The organism is Buttiauxella sp., from assembly GCF_049686335.1.
GTDB lineage: Bacteria > Pseudomonadota > Gammaproteobacteria > Enterobacterales > Enterobacteriaceae > Buttiauxella.
The window spans coordinates 108,442-129,434 of record NZ_JBAVHX010000035.1; the positions used below are offsets into that span (position 1 = coordinate 108,442).

Annotated in this window: 23 protein-coding genes and 1 pseudogene; 5 read left to right on the plus strand and 19 right to left on the minus strand. The window is 50.2% G+C overall.

Annotation, left to right across the window (positions count from 1 at the left end; genetic code table 11):
* Window positions 1-23 precede the first annotated feature (23 nt).
* The 4 genes from WBL83_RS21235 to WBL83_RS21250 all read right to left on the minus strand — a co-directional run bounded on the left by WBL83_RS21235 (window position 24) and on the right by WBL83_RS21250 (window position 3,375).
* Complete coding sequence (locus WBL83_RS21235) at window positions 24-233, minus strand: YdgH/BhsA/McbA-like domain containing protein (protein ID WP_424590994.1); 210 nt, start codon at window positions 231-233, stop codon at window positions 24-26.
* Window positions 234-452: 219 nt separating this feature from the next.
* Entirely contained in the window at window positions 453-1,760 is a 1,308-nt protein-coding gene (locus tag WBL83_RS21240; protein ID WP_424590995.1) for a TRAP transporter large permease, read from the minus strand.
* Window positions 1,761-1,772: 12 nt separating this feature from the next.
* Window positions 1,773-2,315, minus strand: a complete 543-nt coding sequence (locus tag WBL83_RS21245; protein ID WP_424590996.1) for a TRAP transporter small permease — start codon at window positions 2,313-2,315, stop codon at window positions 1,773-1,775.
* Between the two features lie 46 nt (window positions 2,316-2,361).
* Complete coding sequence (locus WBL83_RS21250) at window positions 2,362-3,375, minus strand: TRAP transporter substrate-binding protein (RefSeq protein WP_424590997.1); 1,014 nt, start codon at window positions 3,373-3,375, stop codon at window positions 2,362-2,364.
* A 274-nt stretch (window positions 3,376-3,649) separates the two neighbouring features.
* Here WBL83_RS21250 and WBL83_RS21255 point away from each other — a divergent pair, with 274 nt between their 5' ends.
* Window positions 3,650-4,588, plus strand: coding sequence for a LysR family transcriptional regulator (locus tag WBL83_RS21255; RefSeq protein WP_424590998.1), 939 nt, complete (start codon window positions 3,650-3,652; stop codon window positions 4,586-4,588).
* Here the strand turns inward: WBL83_RS21255 and mdcH are convergent.
* The 8 genes from mdcH to mdcA all read right to left on the minus strand — a co-directional run bounded on the left by mdcH (window position 4,572) and on the right by mdcA (window position 11,763).
* Entirely contained in the window at window positions 4,572-5,480 is a 909-nt protein-coding gene (mdcH, locus tag WBL83_RS21260) for a malonate decarboxylase subunit epsilon (RefSeq protein WP_424590999.1), read from the minus strand. The genes WBL83_RS21255 and mdcH overlap by 17 nt on opposite strands.
* Before the next feature lie 89 nt (window positions 5,481-5,569).
* The gene (locus WBL83_RS21265) at window positions 5,570-6,199 is read right to left on the minus strand and encodes a malonate decarboxylase holo-ACP synthase (RefSeq protein ID WP_424591017.1); all 630 of its coding nucleotides are present in this window, start codon (window positions 6,197-6,199) and stop codon (window positions 5,570-5,572) included.
* Window positions 6,200-7,159, minus strand: a complete 960-nt coding sequence (locus tag WBL83_RS21270) for an AEC family transporter (protein WP_424591000.1) — start codon at window positions 7,157-7,159, stop codon at window positions 6,200-6,202. It lies immediately after the preceding gene.
* A 132-nt stretch (window positions 7,160-7,291) separates the two neighbouring features.
* Window positions 7,292-8,092 carry a biotin-independent malonate decarboxylase subunit gamma gene (gene mdcE / locus WBL83_RS21275; RefSeq protein ID WP_424591001.1) on the minus strand — a complete coding sequence of 267 codons (801 nt, stop codon included), beginning with the start codon at window positions 8,090-8,092 and terminating at the stop codon, window positions 7,292-7,294.
* The gene (locus tag WBL83_RS21280; RefSeq protein WP_424591002.1) at window positions 8,089-8,922 is read right to left on the minus strand and encodes a biotin-independent malonate decarboxylase subunit beta; all 834 of its coding nucleotides are present in this window, start codon (window positions 8,920-8,922) and stop codon (window positions 8,089-8,091) included. Before WBL83_RS21280 ends, mdcE begins: the two co-directional genes overlap by 4 nt.
* Window positions 8,915-9,214 carry a malonate decarboxylase acyl carrier protein gene (gene mdcC / locus WBL83_RS21285; protein WP_115631238.1) on the minus strand — a complete coding sequence of 100 codons (300 nt, stop codon included), beginning with the start codon at window positions 9,212-9,214 and terminating at the stop codon, window positions 8,915-8,917. Before mdcC ends, WBL83_RS21280 begins: the two co-directional genes overlap by 8 nt.
* Window positions 9,215-9,223: 9 nt before the next feature.
* The gene (locus WBL83_RS21290) at window positions 9,224-10,108 is read right to left on the minus strand and encodes a triphosphoribosyl-dephospho-CoA synthase (RefSeq protein WP_424591003.1); all 885 of its coding nucleotides are present in this window, start codon (window positions 10,106-10,108) and stop codon (window positions 9,224-9,226) included.
* Window positions 10,108-11,763, minus strand: coding sequence for a malonate decarboxylase subunit alpha (mdcA, locus tag WBL83_RS21295; RefSeq protein ID WP_424591004.1), 1,656 nt, complete (start codon window positions 11,761-11,763; stop codon window positions 10,108-10,110). Before mdcA ends, WBL83_RS21290 begins: the two co-directional genes overlap by 1 nt.
* A gap of 476 nt (window positions 11,764-12,239) precedes the next feature.
* Here mdcA and WBL83_RS21300 point away from each other — a divergent pair, with 476 nt between their 5' ends.
* Together WBL83_RS21300 and WBL83_RS21305 are read left to right on the plus strand one after the other, a co-directional pair.
* The gene (locus WBL83_RS21300) at window positions 12,240-12,560 is read left to right on the plus strand and encodes a type II toxin-antitoxin system RelE/ParE family toxin (RefSeq protein WP_424591005.1); all 321 of its coding nucleotides are present in this window, start codon (window positions 12,240-12,242) and stop codon (window positions 12,558-12,560) included.
* Window positions 12,550-12,828: a helix-turn-helix domain-containing protein gene (locus tag WBL83_RS21305; RefSeq protein ID WP_424591006.1), complete on the plus strand. Its 279-nt coding sequence runs from the start codon at window positions 12,550-12,552 to the stop codon at window positions 12,826-12,828. The genes WBL83_RS21300 and WBL83_RS21305 overlap by 11 nt, the downstream gene beginning before the upstream one ends.
* A 70-nt stretch (window positions 12,829-12,898) precedes the next feature.
* Here the strand turns inward: WBL83_RS21305 and WBL83_RS21310 are convergent, their stop codons facing one another.
* The 3 genes from WBL83_RS21310 to pmbA all read right to left on the minus strand — a co-directional run bounded on the left by WBL83_RS21310 (window position 12,899) and on the right by pmbA (window position 15,435).
* Window positions 12,899-13,483, minus strand: coding sequence for a hypothetical protein (locus tag WBL83_RS21310; RefSeq protein ID WP_424591007.1), 585 nt, complete (start codon window positions 13,481-13,483; stop codon window positions 12,899-12,901).
* Between the two features lie 63 nt (window positions 13,484-13,546).
* A complete protein-coding gene (gene cybC, locus WBL83_RS21315) occupies window positions 13,547-13,933 on the minus strand; it encodes a cytochrome b562 (RefSeq protein WP_424591008.1) in 387 nt (128 codons plus the stop codon).
* 149 nt (window positions 13,934-14,082) lie between these two features.
* Window positions 14,083-15,435 (minus strand): metalloprotease PmbA, encoded by a 1,353-nt coding sequence (pmbA, locus tag WBL83_RS21320; RefSeq protein WP_424591009.1) that lies wholly within the window; start codon window positions 15,433-15,435, stop codon window positions 14,083-14,085.
* A gap of 99 nt (window positions 15,436-15,534) precedes the next feature.
* Here pmbA and yjgA point away from each other — a divergent pair, with 99 nt between their 5' ends.
* Entirely contained in the window at window positions 15,535-16,086 is a 552-nt protein-coding gene (gene yjgA / locus WBL83_RS21325; protein WP_424591010.1) for a ribosome biogenesis factor YjgA, read from the plus strand.
* A 136-nt stretch (window positions 16,087-16,222) separates the two neighbouring features.
* On the opposite strand, the gene mpl is transcribed toward yjgA, so the two are convergent.
* Window positions 16,223-17,590, minus strand: coding sequence for a UDP-N-acetylmuramate:L-alanyl-gamma-D-glutamyl-meso-diaminopimelate ligase (gene mpl, locus WBL83_RS21330; protein ID WP_424591011.1), 1,368 nt, complete (start codon window positions 17,588-17,590; stop codon window positions 16,223-16,225).
* A 174-nt stretch (window positions 17,591-17,764) separates the two neighbouring features.
* Between mpl and fbp the strand changes: the two genes are divergently transcribed.
* Window positions 17,765-18,763 carry a class 1 fructose-bisphosphatase gene (fbp, locus tag WBL83_RS21335; RefSeq protein ID WP_424591012.1) on the plus strand — a complete coding sequence of 333 codons (999 nt, stop codon included), beginning with the start codon at window positions 17,765-17,767 and terminating at the stop codon, window positions 18,761-18,763.
* A gap of 96 nt (window positions 18,764-18,859) precedes the next feature.
* On the opposite strand, the pseudogene WBL83_RS21340 reads toward fbp, so the two are convergent.
* The 3 genes and pseudogenes from WBL83_RS21340 to WBL83_RS21350 all read right to left on the minus strand — a co-directional run bounded on the left by WBL83_RS21340 (window position 18,860) and on the right by WBL83_RS21350 (window position 20,881).
* Window positions 18,860-19,143: pseudogene (locus WBL83_RS21340) on the minus strand (type VI secretion system PAAR protein).
* A gap of 51 nt (window positions 19,144-19,194) precedes the next feature.
* Window positions 19,195-20,151, minus strand: a complete 957-nt coding sequence (locus WBL83_RS21345; protein ID WP_424591013.1) for a hypothetical protein — start codon at window positions 20,149-20,151, stop codon at window positions 19,195-19,197.
* On the minus strand, window positions 20,138-20,881 hold the full coding sequence (locus tag WBL83_RS21350; protein WP_424591014.1) for a hypothetical protein: 744 nt from the start codon (window positions 20,879-20,881) through the stop codon (window positions 20,138-20,140). Before WBL83_RS21350 ends, WBL83_RS21345 begins: the two co-directional genes overlap by 14 nt.
* Window positions 20,882-20,993: the final 112 nt, after the last annotated feature.

The following is a 20,993-nucleotide window of genomic DNA, read 5'->3' on the forward strand; positions in this document are numbered from 1 at the left end:
GTATTTGGCTCAAGCACCCTTCGTTATTTGGTCAACTCAGCGGTCATGTGTACGCGGTTGTCGAACTGAGCGCTGGTGATTTTATAAGAGGCGCCCTGTTCAGCAGCTTTTGCGGCAATTTTTGCTTCTGCACGGTCAAGAGTAGAAGCCGTGGTGCTGATGCTTTGAGCAAATGCACCGAATGACATGACAGAGAGAGCAGTAACTACAGCAAAAGTTTTGATGGTTTTCATGGTGGTATTCCTTAAGTCGTTTATCTGTTGTAGAGCGTTGTTGCTCTGATGTGATAAATGATAGGACGACCTGAGAATGATTAAAATCGAAACAATTTGCCTATGTTATTCAAAAAATCAGAATGATGTTTAGTGACGGTAAATCGCCCTTCCCTGGATATAAATCTGGCGGGGTTTCCCCCGCCAGACTGTTAAAGGCATTTGGCTAGCACCCTTCTTTTATTTCACCAACCCCATGCTCTGTGGCAACGCCATGGAGATAGACGGTAAGTACGTTACCAACATCAGCACCACGGCAATCACCGCGAAGAATGGCAGCAGCGGTTTGATCACGCGCTCAATCTTAATATCCCCCACCTTACAGCCGGTAAATAAGATTGGCCCAACCGGCGGCGTAATCGTGCCGAGTGACAGGTTAAATACCATCATGATGCCGAACTGAACCGGGTCCATACCAAACTGCATACAAATTGGCAGGAAGATTGGGGTGAAGATGAGTACCGCAGGCGTTGGGTCCATAAAGGTGCCCACCAGCAGTAATACCACGTTCATAATCAGCAGAATGATGATAAAGCTGTCGGTCGCTGAAAGCAGACCTGAAGCAATCAGCGCAGGGATTTTAGTAAATGCCATCACCCACGACATAATCGATGACGCTGCCAGCATGAAAATAACAATCGCTGTCATTTTCGCCGTGTTGAGGAATATCTGCGGTAAATCTTCAACTTTGATATTGCGATAAATGATGCCCAGAACCAGCGAATAAACCACCGCAATGGCTGACGCTTCGGTTGCGGTAAATACGCCACCCAGAATGCCGCCGATAACCACGACAATCATCATCAGGCTTGGTATTGCATCGAACAAAATACGCAGAGTCTGGCCTTTATTCGCAGAACGATCTGCAACATAACCGCGGCGTTTCGCAATGAAACCCGCCACCAGCATGACGCCTAAGCCCCACAAAATACCTGGGATATAACCGGCCATAAACAGCGCAGAGATAGAGACGCTGCCCGCAACGGTTGCATAGACAATCAGTGAGTTACTCGGTGGAATAAGCATACCCGTTGGGGCAGAGGCGATATTCACCGCCGCGCTAAACGCCGGGTCGTAGTTCTCTTTTTTCTGAATCGGCGACATGATGCCACCCACCGCTGCCGCAGAGGCCACACCAGAACCGCTGATGGAACCAAACAGCATGTTGGCGACCACGTTGGTCTGCGCTAATGGACCTGGCAGGAAGTTACTGATCATCTTTGCACAGTTAATTAAACGAATGGCTATCCCGCCATTGTTCATTAAATTCCCGGCCAGAATAAAGAAAGGAATGGCTAATAAGGCAAATGAATCAAGACCAACAAATACGCGCTGGGCGGAGGTTAATATCGCGCCATCAAAAGGTAAAATAAGTAACATTGAGGCAAAGGACGAAATCCCGATACTGATACTAATTGGCGTTCCCGCTATCAGTAAAATAAAGACTCCGCAGAACATTACCAGAGCAACAATAATTGCAATATCCATGTCGACACCTAATCAATCTTGTTTCGAAGAAAACTTTCTGAACAGCCCATATTGGTTATACAGGCAATAGAACAGCGTCATTGCGCCGCTTAACGGAATCGCAATGTAGATAATGCCGATAGGGATTTGTAATGCGGAATCAAGCTGTGCCATCTGGCGGCTCATACCGATATAACCACCGATAGTCAGCACCAGCAAGGCAAATACAGAAGTGGCAAGCTCACCGATAATTTCCATTGAAATACGCAGCTTACGTGGCATTTTATCGCGCATAAAGGTAATCGCCATATGCTCACGCAGGCCAAAAACGTAGGCTCCGCCAATAAGCACTAACCAGATAAACAAATAACGCGCTAACACTTCGCTCACCGCACTCGGGCTATTAAACAGATAACGGGATGCGACCTGCCACGTCACTAATAACGTCATTAAACCCACAATCAGAATACACAGCGAGGAGGCAACTTTATCGACGACCTGTTTTACTCGCGTGACCTGCGAATAAAAATCAGATTTGGACACGGCAGTTGAGGGGGTGGATTGAACAGCTTTCATTTATATCTCCACGGGGGCATTCCTGCCCCCTGACTTCTAAGCCGAATTACCTGGCCAATTCACGAATTGTTTCGTACAACGCTTTTTGCTCAGGCGTGGTCAACATCGCTGCCTGCAGAGGTTTGCAACGCTCCTGGAAGGGTTTGATATCCACTTCAGTAAAGGTTGCGCCGTTGTCAGTCGCGGTTTTACGTGCACCATCAAGGGCCTTATCCCACAAATCAAACTGTGTCGCGGTGCTCTCTTTGGCTAGCTTGCGGAATACTTCCTGATCCTTTTCATCCATTTTGGCAATGAAGTTTTCGTTCGCTACCAGCAAGTCAGCAACCATCACGTGACGCGTGTTCGAGAAATAAGGAGCCACTTCGTATTGCTTGAGGTCAGCGTAGGTAATTTCGTTGTTTTCAGCGCCATCCAGAACGCCTTGCTGAATAGCGGAATAGACTTCACCCTGGCCCATGGGTACGCCAGTGCCGCCCATGCAGCTGAGCATTTTGATCATCGTGTCAGACTGCATGACACGGATTTTTTTACCGTTCATGTCCGCCGGGCTGGTGACCGCTGAACCTTTGGTGTAAACGCTACGTGCGCCTGCGGTATACGCAGTCATCACTTCAAAACCCGTGCCTTTAGTGGAAGCAAACAAGCTATCGAGCACACCAGAAGTAAACACTTTGCGCTGATGTTCAGGGTTGTCGTAGACGTACGGCATGGCCAGAACAGAGAAGTTTTTATTGAAGTTTTCGACCAGTGGATTCGCCACGACTGCCATTTGAATGGCGCCAGACTGTACCAGTTCTAATGAAGCACGTTGATCACCCAGCAGTTCGTTCGGGTGGATTTCGAGTTTGTAACGGCCATCCGTTGCAGCTTCCAGCTTATCGCTGAAAGAAACTAAGGCTTTGTATTGTGGGTTGTTTTCAGACTGGTTAAATGCAGTTTTCAGCGTTACGGTGCCCGTTTTGGCAGCGTCATCGCCACATCCGCTAAGCAGGATTGTTGCTGCAACAGCGGTCGCAACGAGCGAAATTCTTGGCATAACTTGTTTCAAATCCAGCATCCCTAATACTCCCTGATATCCATAGTTTCGTTACGGAATTAATTCGTTTCGGAAGTATTTACTCACTGAACTATGAGAAAATGAAACATTATTTCACTCAATTAGAAATTTCGATTCAATTTGCAATTCAGATCTCAAAACCACACCGCCACACGATCAAAAAACATACAAATATTGTCTTTAAAAACAACAAATAGATGATGAGCCCGTGAAGAAATAATGGTTTTAGGATACTTTATGGGAAATTTCCAGGGCCAGGGCATTCAGGCAATCAATGAAAATAGACGCAGAAATCACCTTCCGTAAGCTCGAAATATTCATGTCGTTTATGGAAAAGGGAAACATTGCCCGTACAGCCGAGGCGCTGGGGATTAGCGGTGTGAGCGTCCATCGTGCATTGCATACCCTTGAAGAAGGCGTTCGTTGCCCCTTATTTATTCATAAAGGCCGCAATCTGGTGCCTCTGCCAGCAGCATTAACGCTGCTGGAACACAGCAAAGAAGCGGTGGAATTGATGGCGCGTGGCATTGCGCAGACCCGCCAGGCGGCAGGGGTTGGACAGGGGCGACTGCGTATTGGCACGCTCTATTCTTTGACGCTCGAAACCGTCCCACGTTTGATCATGGGGATGAAACTTCGTCGCCCGGAACTGGAAATGGATCTCACCATGGGTTCCAATCAGATGCTGCTCAATATGCTCGAAGACGGTGTTCTGGATGCGATTCTGATTTCAATTTCTGAAAGTGAAATCGACCGTAACCACCTCGAAGTGCTGCCACTTTTCCAGGACGATATTTTTCTCGCGGCATCCAGCACCTCTCCGCTCGATAGCAGTAAGCTCGCGGATCTTCGCGATTATCGTGATGAAAAATTTGTTTCCCTCGCTGAAGGATTTGCGACCTATAACGGTTTCCAGGAGGCGTTTCACATCGCTGGTTTTGAGCCACAAATTGTGACGCGTGTGAACGATATTTTCTCAATGCTGAGTCTGGTGCAGGCGGGCGTGGGATTGTCGTTAATGCCGGGGCGGATGAAGAAAGTCTATGAAAATTCAGTGCAATTGCTCAAGCTCGCCGAACCGTATCAAATGAAACAGTCCATCGCGATTGTTTTTGCCCGCAACCGCGAACTGGACCCGAACCTGCTGGCATTAGCCGCTGAAGGGCGCATGTACGCCCGTTCGTTTACGGATGCGCCTAACGCTGCGCTTTAACCCGTTCTGCCAGCCGTTTGATAAGCTCCACACTGTTTTGTTCTGCACACAACATGTCACCTTCACGGAAGGCCTGGCGCGTCAGGCCAGTCAATACGCTGCCTGGCGGCATTTCGATAGCCAGACGCACATCGCGTTCGTTGGCGGCAATCATCGCATCACGCCAGCGCACGGTGCGCGACATATTCAGCGCTAAATCTTCGGCAATTTTCTCAGGTTGCCAGGCCACGCGAGCGGTACTGCCGCTGAGATAAGTACAGCGTGGTCGCTTGAGCGTCACATCAGCAAACGCCTGTTGCAGTTTTAGCGCGGGTTCAGCCAGTAATTCGCAGTGCGATGGCACGCTGACCGCCAGTTGTTTGGCTTTCTGCGCCCCGCATTTCAGCGCACGCTGGGCGACGTTCGCCATCTCTTCGTCGCGCCCGGCAATCACGATTTGCTGCTCGGCGTTAATATTGGCGATATAGGTTCCGCTGCCTTCCACCAGTTTTTCGACCTGGCTGAGTTGCAAGCCGGTAATCGCCGTCAAACCATAACCTTGCGGATACGCCTGCTCCATTAAATCACCCCGCAGAGCCACTAAACGCAACGCATCTTCGAAGCTCAGCGCCCCTGCCACTACCGCTGCCGGAAATGCGCCGATGGACAACCCACACACCATATCTGGCTGCACGCCATGGCGTTCAAGGTCTTGTGCGGCGGCAACGCCTGCTATCAACAAACACAGCTGAACAGCGCGAGTGTGTTTAAGCGCTTCTGGGGTATCAAGCGTGTCGGCTTCAGCGCCTAAAACAGCGCGAACTTGCGACATGATGTCGCCATCTTGCGGTAATTTCTGCAACATGCCCGCACGTTGCGTTCCCTGTCCGGGGAAAGTGAAGAGTATTTTCATATGATTGCCAACAATATCCGTCGAATAGGTTTTGTAAGGCGGGTAAGCAACGCGTCACCCGCCATAGCTGGCGTAAACGGTGGATGACGCTATCGCTTATCCACCCGACAAAACATCCACGGGTCGCTGACCAGCTGCGGTCCCTGGTTGGTTTTCAACAAAACGCGCCCATCCCGCAACCATTCGGCCAGCGCAAAAGCACCGTGCGGCGTTTCGACCTGGGTATCGGCACGGCATAACAACTGGCCGACGACCTGCTGCCATTGCGCCAGTGCTTCGCGTTCAATCGGCGAGGTGCTGCGAATCAACAAGTCGAGATCGCTATCAGCGTGCAGCACCGGGACTTCCGTCGCCAGCGCGTAACCGCAGCTTCCGGTAATGCCCCAAACCCAGGGCCACTCCCGTAGTGTTAGCTGAATTGCCCCCTGCACAGGCGGCATAGAAACAAATGGGGAGTTAACTAATAAGTCGCGGGAGGCCAGTTCTTCCGGGCAAACAATGCGTTTAATTTTTGCCGCATTCGCCCACCCAGCCGCCCGCTGGTCGCGGCGCATTCCACGAACACCGACCGGAATGCGCCCCTCATGAATCACATCACGTCGCACCACCACTGGAAACCGAGGCCGCCACTGGCTTGCGACCCACTCTTCGCTCACATCCTCAAGCGCGTCGCTATCGGTTAGCCAGAGTAAGTCGTGTGGGCGTGGTGTGTTCATGATTTACATTCCTGAAGTCAAAGAGATAAACAGCGGTAACGACAGGATAGAGAGCACGGAGCTTAGCAGCAAGACGGCTTCTGCATCCGGCGATTGCACACCGAAACGGTTGCCGAACACCACGCCAAAGAAGCCCGCAGATAGCGCAATCATCAGGATCGCAGTAATCGCAACCGGTCCGCTCAGACCCAACGCCAGCACGATACCCCATGCAATGAACGGTTGAATCAGCAGTTTGGTCACGGTCGCCACGCACACCACGGTGTTGATTTTCAGCTTACGGGCAGAAAGGATCACACCGGTCAGGAACAGCGCAGCAGCAGTTGCAGACAGACCCAGCGGTTTGATAGATGACAGCAGCAAGTCAGGCATTCGAATGCCGATCGCGGACAAAATCACACCCAGCAGCGGGCCCCAGACGATAGGTTTTTTCAGTGAACGCCACATCAGAACCGGTAGCATTGCGAGGGTAGAACCAACAGATTCACCCGCCGCACGCGCTTTTTCACGTTCCAGAATCATCAGGCAGAACGGTGTCATCAACACAGAACCACAGGCGATAGATACCGCAACGGAGAGTGAAGTCGCAGAACCTTCGCCCAGAACACTGCCCAGAATTGGCAGGCCAAGAGCCGCATAGTTTGGCAGCGCAACTGTCAGCGTCAGTACGGCTGCATCCTGCGGTGATTTTTTGAAGACTTTGGTCGCCATGAAATAGATAACGGCGTAGGTAATCCACATCGCCAGTACCAGCACCACACTCATCGGTGACTGTTTGACGATACCGGCCCACGGGGTCTGAACCGTTGCGCTAAACAAAGCGGCTGGCAGAGCAAAATCCATTACAAAGATATTGAGCAGAGAAACATTTTTGTTATCGACCATTTTGGCTTTGCCGGCGAAAAAGCCGAGCAGCATGATGACAAAAATAGGAGCAAGAGCATGAACAATCACGTAAGTCATAACTTCACCTGTAGTAAAAAAAGAATTCCAGCACCGGTGCGATAGTTATTATTTTCAGGCGGTTAATGGTTATCGGGCACTCTAACGGTGCCCATTATTACCGTCTGGCAGGTCTGTCTTTTTAAACAATCGTTACCAGGCTGCGCGCATACGCTCGCGAACCAGAGCAGAGCTTTGGCGATTTTCCGCATTCAGCCTGTTTTTCAAGGTGTTATCCGTGCGAGCTTCGCGGACTGCGGTCACCAGCGCTGCGTTAACTTTTTCCAGATCGGCACTTTGTGGTGCTTCAGGTTCCGCGATATCCAGCAGCGCGGATAACAGGCCGAGGGTTTCGTAGTTGCTGATGTCGTACGCCATCGGCGGGATGGTCGCCGCCAGTTTTTCCAGCGCTTCCACGGTACGCAGCGTGATGCGTGCCGCGGACTCTTTACCCATCGCGTGAATCATTACGCCTGCGTCATTGAAAGCAATCAGGCGGTTTGCCTGGTAGCCGTGGGCAAGAAACGCACCGGACATCGCTTTACCCACAATCAGGCCAACGACCGGATGGCCCGCCAGACGCGCATTGGCGTAAGCTGCAGCGGCGCCCGCCAGTGCCTGGTGGATACCAAACGCTTCTTCGCGGCGGCCATAAGCCTGACTCGGGACGTCGATAACCGCCACAATGGCGCGTTTTTCCTGTTTATCAGCATCTTCAGCAATGGTTTCGCTGACGACTTTCGCCAGCGTCCAGCCTTCGAGCAGACCGACTTCACCGCCTTTAGCACGCGGGTAATGGTTGTTTTCATCTGGCACCACCGCGATAAAGCGTGCGGCTTTGTCATCAACAGTGCCGTCAGCAACTTGTACTGAAGCACACAGGCCAGCCATGCGTGGCGCGTTAGCGGTAAGTTTGTCCAACCAAATGGCGGCGCGGTTCAGTTTCTGGCTCATGCGCGTTTCTCCCCAAAAAGCTGTTTAATCTGTTCGGCGTCAGCTTGTTTACTGGTGTCGAAATTGCTCAGACGTTCGAGATACCAGGCATAGTTATCGGTGCGATGTTGTGCTGGAACACCTTTCGCAATCGCATCGTTAACCGCTTGTTTGACGGCATTGACGCCATCACCCACCAGCGCGTCCACCAGGCCGCTTTGGTAGCGAACTTCGCCACCGGTCATGCTCCAGATAAACGGACGGTTACGAGAGTCATATTCGTCGATGCCCGCTTCCTGCTCGATAACCTGCGGGCCATTCAGACCGAGGCGTGCTTCACGAGTCACAATTAAGTGGCTGCACAATGCTGCTGCGATAGACATCCCACCGAAACAACCCACGGTGCCAGCTACCACGCCGATAACCGGCGTATAACGGCGCAGATCCACGATGGCGGCGTGAATATCAGCAATCGCTGCCAGGCCGAGGTTTGCTTCCTGTAAGCGAACGCCGCCGGTTTCGAGGCATAAAACCGCCTGCGTTGGGATGCCGTTGCGGTTATCTTCTGCTGCCAGTTCAAGCGCTGCGGCCATTTTCGCACCGGAAACTTCGCCCATGCTGCCGCCCTGGAAAGCACCTTCAATCGCGATCACCACCGCCGGGTCGCCATTAATGGTGCCTTTGGCAACAATCATGCCGTCGTCAGACTGCACAACGATGCCCTGCGCTTCCAGCCACGGTGAAACAATGCCTTCGAACGGATCGAGTAGTTCGCGGAAGCTGCCGTCATCCAGCAGCAGGCGAGCACGTTCACGCGCTTTGAGTTCGATAAAGCTGCTGTCGTTACGCATGGCTCACCTCTTCAAAAACTTGTTCGATACGAATGCGCGCCACGCCTGGCGTTGCGCCAAAATCGTGGATTTGCATCTGCCCGGCGGGAATGCTGCTCAATGCGCCAAGACGCTCAAACAGTGCCTGCCAGCGTTGCTCGCTGTTATCAACAGACGTAGTGATGGCGATAGTCAGGGTGTCGCCCTGAGTCGCGGTAAACAGAACTTCCATATCACCGGAGCCAACTACACCCGCCAGCGCTTTGCCGCTAACGGTGCGAGTTGCCGGAAATGACAACGTAATGTGTTCCATAACACCCTCTTAGAAGTGTGAATGTTGCGGTAATGGGGTAACGCGTGCGTCATCGCAGGCGATGCGGTCAATCAGCAAGGTGGCGGCCAGCAAATCTGCGGCTCCGCCCGGAGACGCATTCAGTGTGAGCATCTCTTTATCGAGCCAGGCCAGCGCCGCACGGCCTTCAACCGTCGCCGTCCCGCCTGCCACCAGCACGCTACGCGCTCCGCTTTGCATGGCTTCAAGCCCTTCAAGTCCGGCTCGCGACAGCACGCAGGTATCACTTAGCGACGTCATGATGGCCATCAGCGCATCAAGACGTGCCTGCTGTTCCGTGGCACCATGCTGGCGGCTGCGGCGCAATTGCGGCAATGCCAGATTCATGATGTGCGGGAAGCCAAGCTGGGCTTCTTCACGAGCGCCGGGAACGCGATAACGCCGCGTCGCGAGTAACCCTTTACTGAAAACTTTTGGTGCGCAGCTGTCCGGCAGGCTGGCAAGTTTTGCGGCACTTGCCGCAATCTCTGAACTACTACCTTCGCAGCCGTGCATTGCCGCCGCAGCGACCAGCAAACCCAGTGCCCAGATAGCGCCCCGGTGAGTATTCACTCCGCCTGTAGCTGCCATCATCTGCGCCTCGCCTTCACGACCTAAACGGCCGACGAGTTGGCGCAGAGCGATATCTGCCGGGCGCTGCCAGCTTTGTGATGCAAGCGCATGAAACGTTGGGGAAAGGCTATGCGCTGAGCGCTCCATCAAGTCCAAAGTCAGGTCGTGATGTGCGCCACTTCCCCGGCTGTCCACCAGACCGGGTTTCGGGCTTAAGCGTGCTTCTTCGATCAAGCTTTGGGTGGCAACCCTTGCAAGCCATTGCGCGCTGCCCTCTCCATCGATCTGTGGCTGTAGTTTCATTACCAGCTCCGGAATTTCGCAGGTGGGTTATAAAGACCGCCAGACCACTCGACTAAATCCGCCACGCTGCTGGCTGCCAGCAGAGAACGGGTAGCATCAGTACGGCGAATACCCATATCTTCCGGGAAGACCACTTTGCCACTCTGGCGTAATGCCGCCACGCGTTTTGCGTCAACGCCCAGGCCAATGTCAGTGATACCGGCAACGGAAGCCACCATCGCGCGGCGTTCTTCCATGCTTTCAGCACGATACAGATACGCGATGCCTTCTTCGGTCAGCACGTGGGTGACGTCATCGCCGTAGATCATGACCGGAGCCAGTGGCATACCGGAGGATTTTGCGACTTCAACCGCATCGAGTTTTTCCACGAATGTCGGCTTAACGCCTGCCTGGAAGGTTTCAACCATCTGCACGACGAGCTTGCGGCCACGCTGCATCAGGTCTGGCTGAGCCTGCATCGCAAGCCATGCGGCGGTGGCATGACGGCGACCATGTGGATCGTGGCCCATATTGGGTGCGCCACCGAAACCGGACAAGCGACCGCGCGTCACCGTTGATGAGTTGGCATCGCCATCAACCTGCAACGTGGAACCGATGAACATATCCACCGCGTACTGGCCTGCTAACTGGCAGAACGCACGGTTGGAACGCATCGAGCCGTCGGCACCGGTGAAAAACACATCCGGGCGAGCACGAACGTACTCTTCCATCCCCAGTTCGCCACCGAAGCAATGCACGGTTTCAACCCAGCCGCTTTCAATAGCAGGGATAAGCGTTGGATGCGGGTTCAACGTCCAGTGTTTACAGATTTTGCCTTTCAGACCGAGTTGCTCGCCGTAGGTTGGCAGCAACAGTTCGATGGCGGCGGTGTTAAAGCCGATGCCATGGTTAAGCGATTGCACGTTGTGCTCGGCGTAGATGCCTTTAATCGCCATCATCGCCATCAGGATGTGTTCTTGCTTAATCAGACGCGGGTCGCGGGTAAACAGTGGTTCGATAAAGAACGGTTTGTCCGCCACCACTACGTAATCAATCCACGAGCCAGGAATATCCACACGCGGCAGGTCGCATTCGTCGTCCACCAGTTCGTTAACCTGGGCGATAACAATGCCATCGTGGAAGGCAGCGGCTTCAACTAACGCTGGCGTATCTTCGGTGCTGGCACCGGTATACAAGTTGCCTTTGCGGTCAGCTTTAAAGCCGGCAATCAGCGCCACATTCGGGGCGAGATCCACATACAAACGAGAATAGAGTTCGATATAAGTATGGATTGCGCCAATCTCTAACTGACCGTCTTCAAGCAGCTGGGAAATGCGCAGGCTTTGGGTGCCAGAGAAGGAGAAATCGAGCTTACGGGCAATACCTTTTTCAAAAATATCAAGGTGTTCGCTGCGCCCGACGCTCGGCATAATCATATGCAGGTTATGAACTTTAGATGGGTTGACTTCGGCTAACATGCGGGAAAGGAAATCCGCCTGTTTTTGGTTGTTCCCTTCAAGCACCACACGATCGCCAGGAGCGATCAGTTTTTCCAGCATATCCACAAGGCCTTCGGTTGGAAGTACCTTGCCTTGCACGTTCGTGGAAGCCATACGACGCTGTTTCTCGGTGCGGCGTGTGTTCCAGACTCGTGCTGGGTTTTGCCCGGACAACATATTTAACCTCCTGATTCAAAGAATCATTTTGATTTGCATACTCATCAGATTTTGAGGTGCAGGAAGGCAGCAAACGAGCAAATCCCAATGCGCTTACTTAAGTAAGCAATTTAGGTGAGCGAGTGAAGCTAACGCGCCTGCAACGTGAAAGATGATGAGTAGAGTTTGGTTAAATTGTGCGCCTCAGAGGTCTGACCATCAATTAAGCTCAGAGATTAATCATTAGCCTTAGAGTAATAATGGATATTCAGTTTTGTGACGAAGGTAGAAGGCGTGAAGGGGAATTATTGGCTAGTGCACCAACAAAAATCATGATTACGAGACATGTCGCAAGATGAAGTGATGGCGGTTGGGCGATTAGGGGAAGTTTGTAAAATGGGCAAAGTGGCAGTGTTGGGATCCCACACACAAAGCTCAATATTAGCTCTTGAGCTAACTTAGCTTTTATACTAACTTACAGTTCATGGAGAAGCCGTATGTTCACTGTGATTATTCACACTGAGGCGGAAAAGGAATTGAAAGCGTTGCCCACTCCTGTCCAGGCCAAAATGACCAGACTGTTAAAGAAACTTGAAATTAGCCCCAGGTTACTCCGAGAGCCAGATAGCAAGTATTTAGGCGATGGATTATTCGAGATTCGAACAATGGGGACTGACATTGCCCGAGGACTTTGGGTTTATCAAACAGGGGAACGCATTTTTCTGTTGCGCATCTTCATCAAAAAGTCGCAAAAAACACCATCCGGTGAACTTAATCTTGCCTTCTATCGACTGGAGGAAATGAAGAATGAAACATAAAACGCTTGAGCAGGTTCATACCAACCTGATGAAGGATCCTGAATACCGTGCAGCCTATGAAAGCGAAGAGGCGCTGGAAAGCCTTCAGGCAACATTGCAAAACTGGAGGATTGAAGCGGGCCTTACTTCTGCACAAGTTGCTGAGCGAATGGGAATAAAACCCCCAACGGTTTCGCGCATGGAAAAAAATGCCACTAAGATGAGCTATGAAACATTAATGCGTTATGCCCGCGCATGCGGAGTTAATTTTAAACTCCAGCAAATCTGAAAATCTTGACGGGTGGACTTAAACATCCCCTCTTCCCATCATCAGAAAGAGGGGTTTAACGCGTCGGCTATTATGATTTAGCTGGGCGAGCCGCGATTTGAATTGAATCGGTATAAGTCACACGCACGCTTTGGTTAACTTTGAGGTCTTTCAAGCGAGCCTGAACTTTTGGATCTTCAACAGTGACCACTTTTTCCTGCCCTTTAGGACCGACAAAAGTCACTTCGTTCTTTTTCAAATCAATGTGTTTGATTTTCAACTGAACGTTAACCTGGCGGAAAGCCTCGTGCTCAGGTGAACCGCTAGTCGCTTTTTCCATACCTTTGGTGGTTGAAGCCGTAGGTGCGGCTTTATCAACATTGGTATCGAAAGCAATGGCCACAGAGCGGGTCACGGTGGTATCTACGGTGTCGCCCGCTTTCAAATTGGCCAACGTCCCGGCTTCTTCAGGAACATTGAGCGAAACTTTGTTCCCTTGCTCACCCTCAAGCACCACGACATGATTCTTTTGATCGACTGAAACCACTTTCGCGGAGAAATGATCGGCCTGGAAATCGCCTGCCACAGGCTGGATTGCTGCATTTGCAGAGAAAACACTGAATGCGAGCAGTGAAACGGTAGCGGCACCCTTAACAAACGTTTTAATCGGTTTCATAAATCAGATGTCCTTATAAAATAAGCGAATATTTTTGGCCCGATGGGCAGGGCCAGTATGAGCTTAGCGGTATTTCTTGTGGTAGGCATTGCGAGTGGTTTTAAATTCTTCGGCAGCCGCCTGTGCTTCCTTAACTTTGCCTTCGTTTGCCAGTTTCAGCGCACCATCAATTTGGCCGACCAGAAGATCCAGACCGTGGCGATAATCTTTCATCTCCGCGCTGTCTGCTGCTTTATCTTCAAGTTTAGGTGGAGTGCCTTTTTGCGCATCCAGTGCCGCAGCGCGCATATTGTTAAGCGAGGTTTTTAACTCTGCCGCATTATCGGTTTTCAACACGGTTTTGTAGTTTTCAGCGATGGTATCCATATCATCGCCAACATCTTTCGCCATTACAGCGCCAGTAAATAACACGGACGATACTGCCAACATTGCAATTAATTGCTTACGCATGAATTAACCTCTCTATTATTTTCTACCCTAAATAATTCGAGTTGCAGGAAGGCGACCAGGCCATAAGTCCCCAGGAACATAGATAACTATGTGACTGGGGCGCATGGGTGCAGTCAACGCACCTGCAGCTTGAAGTATGACGGGTAGTTCTACTGACCGGCGATTTTCATTTCCGGGAGTAACACTGAACCACATTGAATATTACTGCGCTTCTCAATATCGCTACCTACTGTAACAATTTCACGCCACATATCTTTAAGATTTCCGGCAATAGTGATTTCGCTCACCGGATACTGAATCTCACCGTTCTCGACCCAGAAACCAGACGCACCACGAGAATAGTCGCCGGTAATGCCGCTTACGCCCTGACCCATCAGTTCAGTCACCACCAGTCCGGTGCCCATTTCTTTCAGCATACCGGCGAAATCCAGGCCGCGCCCTTCAATGCGCCAGTTGTGAATGCCACCCGCATGGCCGGTGCTTTTCAGACCCAGTTTGCGTGCAGAGTAATTAGTCAGCAGCCATTGTTGCAGGATGCCGTCCTTGATGATGTCACGGCGTTCTGTGCGAACCCCTTCGCTATCAAACGGCGTGGAAGCCAGCCCTTTAAGCAAATGCGGATGCTCTTCAATGGTCAGCCATTCCGGCAGAATTTGTTTGCCTAAGTAATCCAGCAGGAAGGTCGATTTACGGTAAACCGAACCACCCGCAATCGCGCCAACTAAATGCCCGAACAGGCCAGTTGCGGCTTCGGCGGCAAAGATAACCGGTGCTTTCATGGTGGACAGTTTACGCGGAGACAAACGTGCCAGCGTGCGGCGTGCGCACTCGGCACCCACGGATTCCGGGCTATCGAGGTCTTCCATCGCGCGGCCAATGGTGTAGGCGTAATCGCGTTCCATCTCGCCGTTCACTTCAGCGATAACACAGCTGGAAAGGGAGTGGCGCGTGGAGCAATAGCTTTGCAGCATGCCGTGGCTGTTACCGAAAACTTTGATGCCGTAGTGGCTGTTAAAGCTGCCGCCTTCGGTGTTGTTGATGCGCTTATCCACATTCAACGACGCATTTTCCGCGCGAGCTGCCAGCTCAATGGCGCGATCGGCGTCCATTTCGGTCGGGTGGAACAAGTCCAGATCAGGCGCTTCGAAAGCCAGCAACTCTTTTTCTGCCACACCGGCAAACGGGTCTGGAGAGGTGTAACGGGCGATATCCAGTGCCGCCTGCACGGTGCGCGCAACGGCATCCGGGCTGAGATCGGTTGTGGACGCGCTGCCCTTACGGTTTTGATGATAAACGGTGATGCCTAACGCACCATCGCTATTGAATTCGACGTTTTCCACCTCACCGTATCGGGTGCTTACGCTGATACCAGTGGTTTTACTGACGGCGACTTCTGCGCCATCGGACTGAGCGGAAGCCAGTTCCAGCGCCTGAGATACCGCTTGTTCCAGAACCTGACGTTGTTGTGCTACTTGCGTGTTTACTTTCATCGCTACTGCCATAATGTAAGGTGAGTGAATTAAGTCTAACCCAGAACAGAACAATTTCGCAGTGAACAGGCTTTACTGGTAGAATTAGCCACTTTTTTTAAGGAGCCTAATATGACTAAGCAGCCCGATGACTGGCTCGACGACGTCCCAGATGACGAAAATGAAGACGAAGATGATGAGATTATCTGGGTCAGTAAAAGCGAAATTAAACGTGATGCCGAGGAATTAAAACGCCTGGGTATGGAACTGATGGAGTTGGGCAAGAACGCGCTCGACAAAATTCCTCTTGATGAAGATTTACGTGCCGCCATTGATTTGGCACAGAAAATCAAAAAAGAAGGCCGTCGCCGTCAGGTTCAGTTAATTGGCAAAATGATGCGTTCGCGCGACATGGATCCTATCCGCGTAGCGCTTGATAAACTGAAAAACCGTCACAACCAACAAGTTGCTCTGTTCCATAAACTGGAAGCACTGCGCGATCGTTTGGTTGAAGAAGGTGATGATGCCATGAGCGAAGTGTTACGACTGTACCCGGAAGCTGATCGTCAGCAACTGCGCGTGCTGATCCGCAACGCTCAAAAAGAGAAAGCAGCTAACAAGCCGCCAAAATCTTATCGTCAGATTTTCTCTTATCTGCGTGAACTGGCAGAAGCCCAGGGTTAAAAACAACCCTCATCCCGGCCTTCTCCCTGAGGGAGAAGGAGAAAACCGGGCTATTCCCTCTCCCTCAGGGATATGGAGAAAACCGGGCTATCCCCTCTCCCTCAGGGAGAGGGTTAGGGTGAGGGTTGTTTCCGCATTACTGCTCGGCTTTCTTCGCCAGGGCATCAAGCAATTTCTGGTGAATCCCACCGAAACCACCGTTGCTCATCACCAGAATATGGTCGCCAGGCTGGGCGGTTTTCATCACCAGATCCACCAGCGTGTCGACATCTGCACTCCAGTGAGCCGGCTGAATACAGGCTTCTGCCACCTCCACCACCTGCCAAGGAATATGCGGCGGCTGCAGTAAGAATACTTCATCTGCACGGCCTAAAGATGGCGCGAGATCGTCTTTGCTGAGACCCAGTTTCATGGTGTTTGAGCGTGGTTCGAGCACCGCCAGAATACGTGCGGTTCCCCCCACTTTGCCACGCAGAGCGGCAAGCGTTGCCAGAATCGCCGTTGGATGATGAGCAAAATCGTCATACACCGTCACGCCGTTTGCTTCACCGCGCAATTCCAGGCGCCGACGCGCATTCACGAAACTGTCCAGCGCTTTCGCAGCATCAGCAGGCGTCACACCCACATGGCGCGCCGCGGCAATCGCCATCAACCCGTTATGCATGTTGTGTTCGCCGACTAACTGCCAGTGCACTTCACCGACGCGTTCGCCATCCAGATACACTTCCCAGTTGGACGCATCTGGGTTGAGTTTCTTCGCCTGCCAGTGGCCTTGCTCGCCCACCAACTCTTGCTCACTCCAGCAACCCATCGCCAGCGTTTGCTTAATATTGGCGTCGTTTTCCGGCCAGATGATTTTCCCCTGCCCCGGCACGATACGCACCAGATGGTGGAACTGTTTCTGGATAGCTTTCAGATCGTCAAAGATGTCCGCGTGATCAAACTCAAGATTATTGAGGATCAGCGTGCGCGGGCAGTAATGCACGAATTTGGAACGCTTATCGAAGAACGCACAGTCGTATTCATCGGCTTCAATGACGAAGAATGAGCTTTCGCCCAGACGCGCAGAAACGTCGAAATTACCCGGTACGCCACCGATGACGAAGCCCGGTTTGTAGCCGCAGGCTTCCAGAATCCAGGTCGCCATGCCAGCCGTGGTCGTTTTGCCATGCGTACCCGCAACCGCAATCACCCAACGGTCGCGCAGCACGAAGTCGTGCAACCACTGTGGGCCTGACATGTAAGGGATGTTTTTCTCAAGCACCGCTTCAACACACGGATTACCGCGCGTCATGGCGTTGCCGATGATCACCAAATCTGGTTGAGGGTCGAGTTGGCTTGCATCGTAACCTTGAATTAATTCAATGCCCTGCTCTTCAAGCAGAGTGCTCATTGGCGGATACACATTGGCGTCCGAGCCCGTAACCTCATGGCCGAGTGAGCGGGCAAGCATTGCCAGACCACCCATAAACGTGCCGCAAATACCCAATATATGAATGCGCATAACACTATCCTTTTATTCTTAGGCGCACATTCTAACCGCATGTTGAGTGCTGGCAAATCGCATTTCAGGATATTCCGCATTTTGCTGGCGCGATTCACCTGTACGCTACTATTTGAAACTTTGTTAGGATTGTTGCAATCGTTTTACTCAACTGACAGAAGCAGGGAAAGAGTTATGAAAACGTTAGGTGAATTTATTGTCGAAAAGCAGCACGAGTTCTCGCACGCAACGGGTGAACTGACTGCCTTACTGTCGGCAATAAAGCTCGGCGCAAAAATTATCCACCGCGACATCAACAAAGCGGGTCTGGTGGATATTCTGGGCGCGAGTGGAGCTGAAAACGTACAGGGCGAGGTGCAGCAAAAACTCGATCTGTTCGCGAACGAAAAACTGAAAGCAGCACTGAAAGCCCGAGGGATTGTGGCGGGTGTAGCTTCCGAAGAAGAAGATGACATTGTTATTTTCGAAGGCGCGGAACATGCCAAATATGTGGTGTTGATGGACCCTCTTGATGGTTCATCTAACATCGACGTCAACGTGTCAGTGGGTACCATTTTCTCTATCTATCGCCGTATCACGCCGGTAGGTACACCGGTAACCGAAGCCGATTTCCTCCAGCCGGGTAACAAGCAGGTGGCGGCAGGTTATGTGGTTTACGGCTCCTCAACCATGTTGGTTTATACCACCGGTTGTGGCGTACATGCCTTTACTTACGATCCGTCACTGGGCGTGTTCTGCCTGTGCCAGGAACGTATGCGCTTCCCGGAAATTGGCAGTACCTATTCCATCAACGAAGGCAACTACATCCGTTTCCCGCAGGGTGTGAAAAAGTACATTAAGTTCTGCCAGGAAGAAGACGCCAACACGCAGCGCCCTTATACCTCGCGCTACATCGGTTCTCTGGTGGCAGACTTCCATCGCAACCTGCTGAAAGGCGGGATTTATCTCTATCCAAGCACCGCAAGCCACCCGCAAGGGAAACTGCGTTTGCTGTATGAAGGTAACCCGATGGCATTCCTTGCGGAACAAGCTGGCGGCAAAGCCAGTGACGGTAAAGAACGTATTCTGGATATCATCCCGGAAACCCTGCATCAGCGCCGTCCGTTCTTTGTTGGGAACGAACATATGGTTGATGATGTAGAGCGCTTCATCCGTGAGTACCCGGACGCATAAGTTGTTTGCCAATTCATTTATGGCCATCAAGCAGACAGTTTAAAAGAACGGCTTCCATATTAGGGAGCCGTTTTCTCATCATCTCAGTCTAAATCTTTAACCGATGTTGACGATTCCACTACCCACAACCACGCCGCCACAATCAATGGAATCACCGGCTCTCGCGGCAGGAACACCATCGATAAATACAGTGCCTTAACCACTCGCTATTTTACGTGTGTGCGGGGGATGTTCAGGCTTGTCATGGGGTGTAACGGATCGCCCATTCGGGCTGCTCGTAATCCGTCAATTGATACCGTTGGTGAACCCACAGTAATGACAGTTTCGTGGTAACCATCATGTTGGGAGTCTTTGTCGTTAAGTTTTGCAGCTAAGGACATAATTATCATTCCTTGAATTAAGTAATATTTTAATAGTTAATTTGCTATTTTTTAATTTGAAAATCGGGTGGTGTCCTTATCATAAGGGGATGTGATTTTATCCCCATCTATTTCAATAACGACTTGATTGGACCTGGCTTCAAAGTAACTATTTGGAGCATGTCCATCATAATTAAATGCATACATGAAACTTTCAATAGTATTATCTCTCCATGGATTTTCTTTTTCACATATATCGACAATCCTTCTTAATGAATTGTACCTTTTGTTTTTACATGGGTAATACTTCCAGTTTGCAATGGAAAATAAATATCTATATATTCTCTCTTCATAAAAATAAGTATCAGTTGCCATGCGGAATTTTAATGACCCGATATTGTAACGACGTTTCCCTGGAGGAAATAAGTAAACATCATTAAGTGATACTGTGTAAGAAAATTTTTTTCCCGCAGGGATTGCAACCCAGTCTGTATCCTCACCTTCAAATTCACATTTCCACCCTAAATAAACCAGGCTGATACCCTCTGATGCTATAGAAAATGTATGACTGCATAAAGGAGTAAATGAATCTTTCAAAGAAAGCCTATTTTTGTATAAAAAATAGTTCTGTTGCCCTCGATTATAAAAACTAACCATTGCCAATACATCACTGTTTTTTTGCTGCACTGCCAGATGAATATCGACTTGGTGTTTATCTCTCTCGACTTTACTTTCATTATCACCCATATCGTAATATGGGTATATTCTAGCTTCTTCGTCGTTCTCTTTTACATCTGTATAAGGTAATGATTCAATCACTGGAGGAAGATATTTCTGTCCTTCGATCTGACTATACTGGCGTAAACCATAGATATACTTCTTAAGAACTACATCCTCACTTGCTGATACACATGATATATAAAGAAGAATGAATATTAATGTAATCACTCTAAAGAAAGAGGGTAACCATCCCATTTCAATGCTAACTTTACCTCTTGGAATGGTAATTAAAAAATCAGTCATTGTCATTTATTACCAACTCAAAGTACCTTTCAATATTATATGCATTTTTAAATACATCCTGATCACCTACACTTTTCAAGTCATTCGCATACTTAATATATTCTTTAGTTGCACTAAAACCACCAACCATTGGCATATCATCTGTTCCCATTCCTCCGTGTTTAGTATCTTGACTGCGAAAAAAATGTGACAGTTCGTGGCAAAGCGTAGATACCTGAGAATCAAATCCCATTAATGGTTTGCATACAAAATTTTGATGAATATTAATTTTAAGTACTTTTTCATACAATTCAGGCTTAAGACCTAAATTCTGATCTGCTCTTACGTTTGCAGAACTATTTGTGCGGTCTGTTTGATTAACAAAATTACCATGTATAAGCGGAGCACCATCAAGGGGAGGCTTAACATATATCTTCTCACACATATCGAATAACCTATCAACACTCTCCTTCATATAAATATAGGCTGTAATATTGTCCCGCGTTTCTATATAAGGATCCATAGGGGGAGCTTCACTCGAATCTTTATCCTCACTTCTGGCCTTTTTAACCTTTTCCCTTTCCTCTTTACTGTCAACAGTTATCATCGCACTACCACTCATGCCAAATATTGTATAAAACTCTTTCTGTTTATCAGTATTCCAGCCTTCTTCGCTCAGATCCTTTTTCCTCTGTTTTAAGACCTTTTTAGTTGCCTCAAATGCTTCATCCATCATTTTTTTGAATTGATTAGTCACCCTGACTTCCTTGACGCACTGCTTCTTCTTTTCACTTGTGCCCTTTGTACTTTTTCTTTCACTACACATTTACGCCTCCCAAAATCATATCAATGTTCTGGCTCAGTAATCT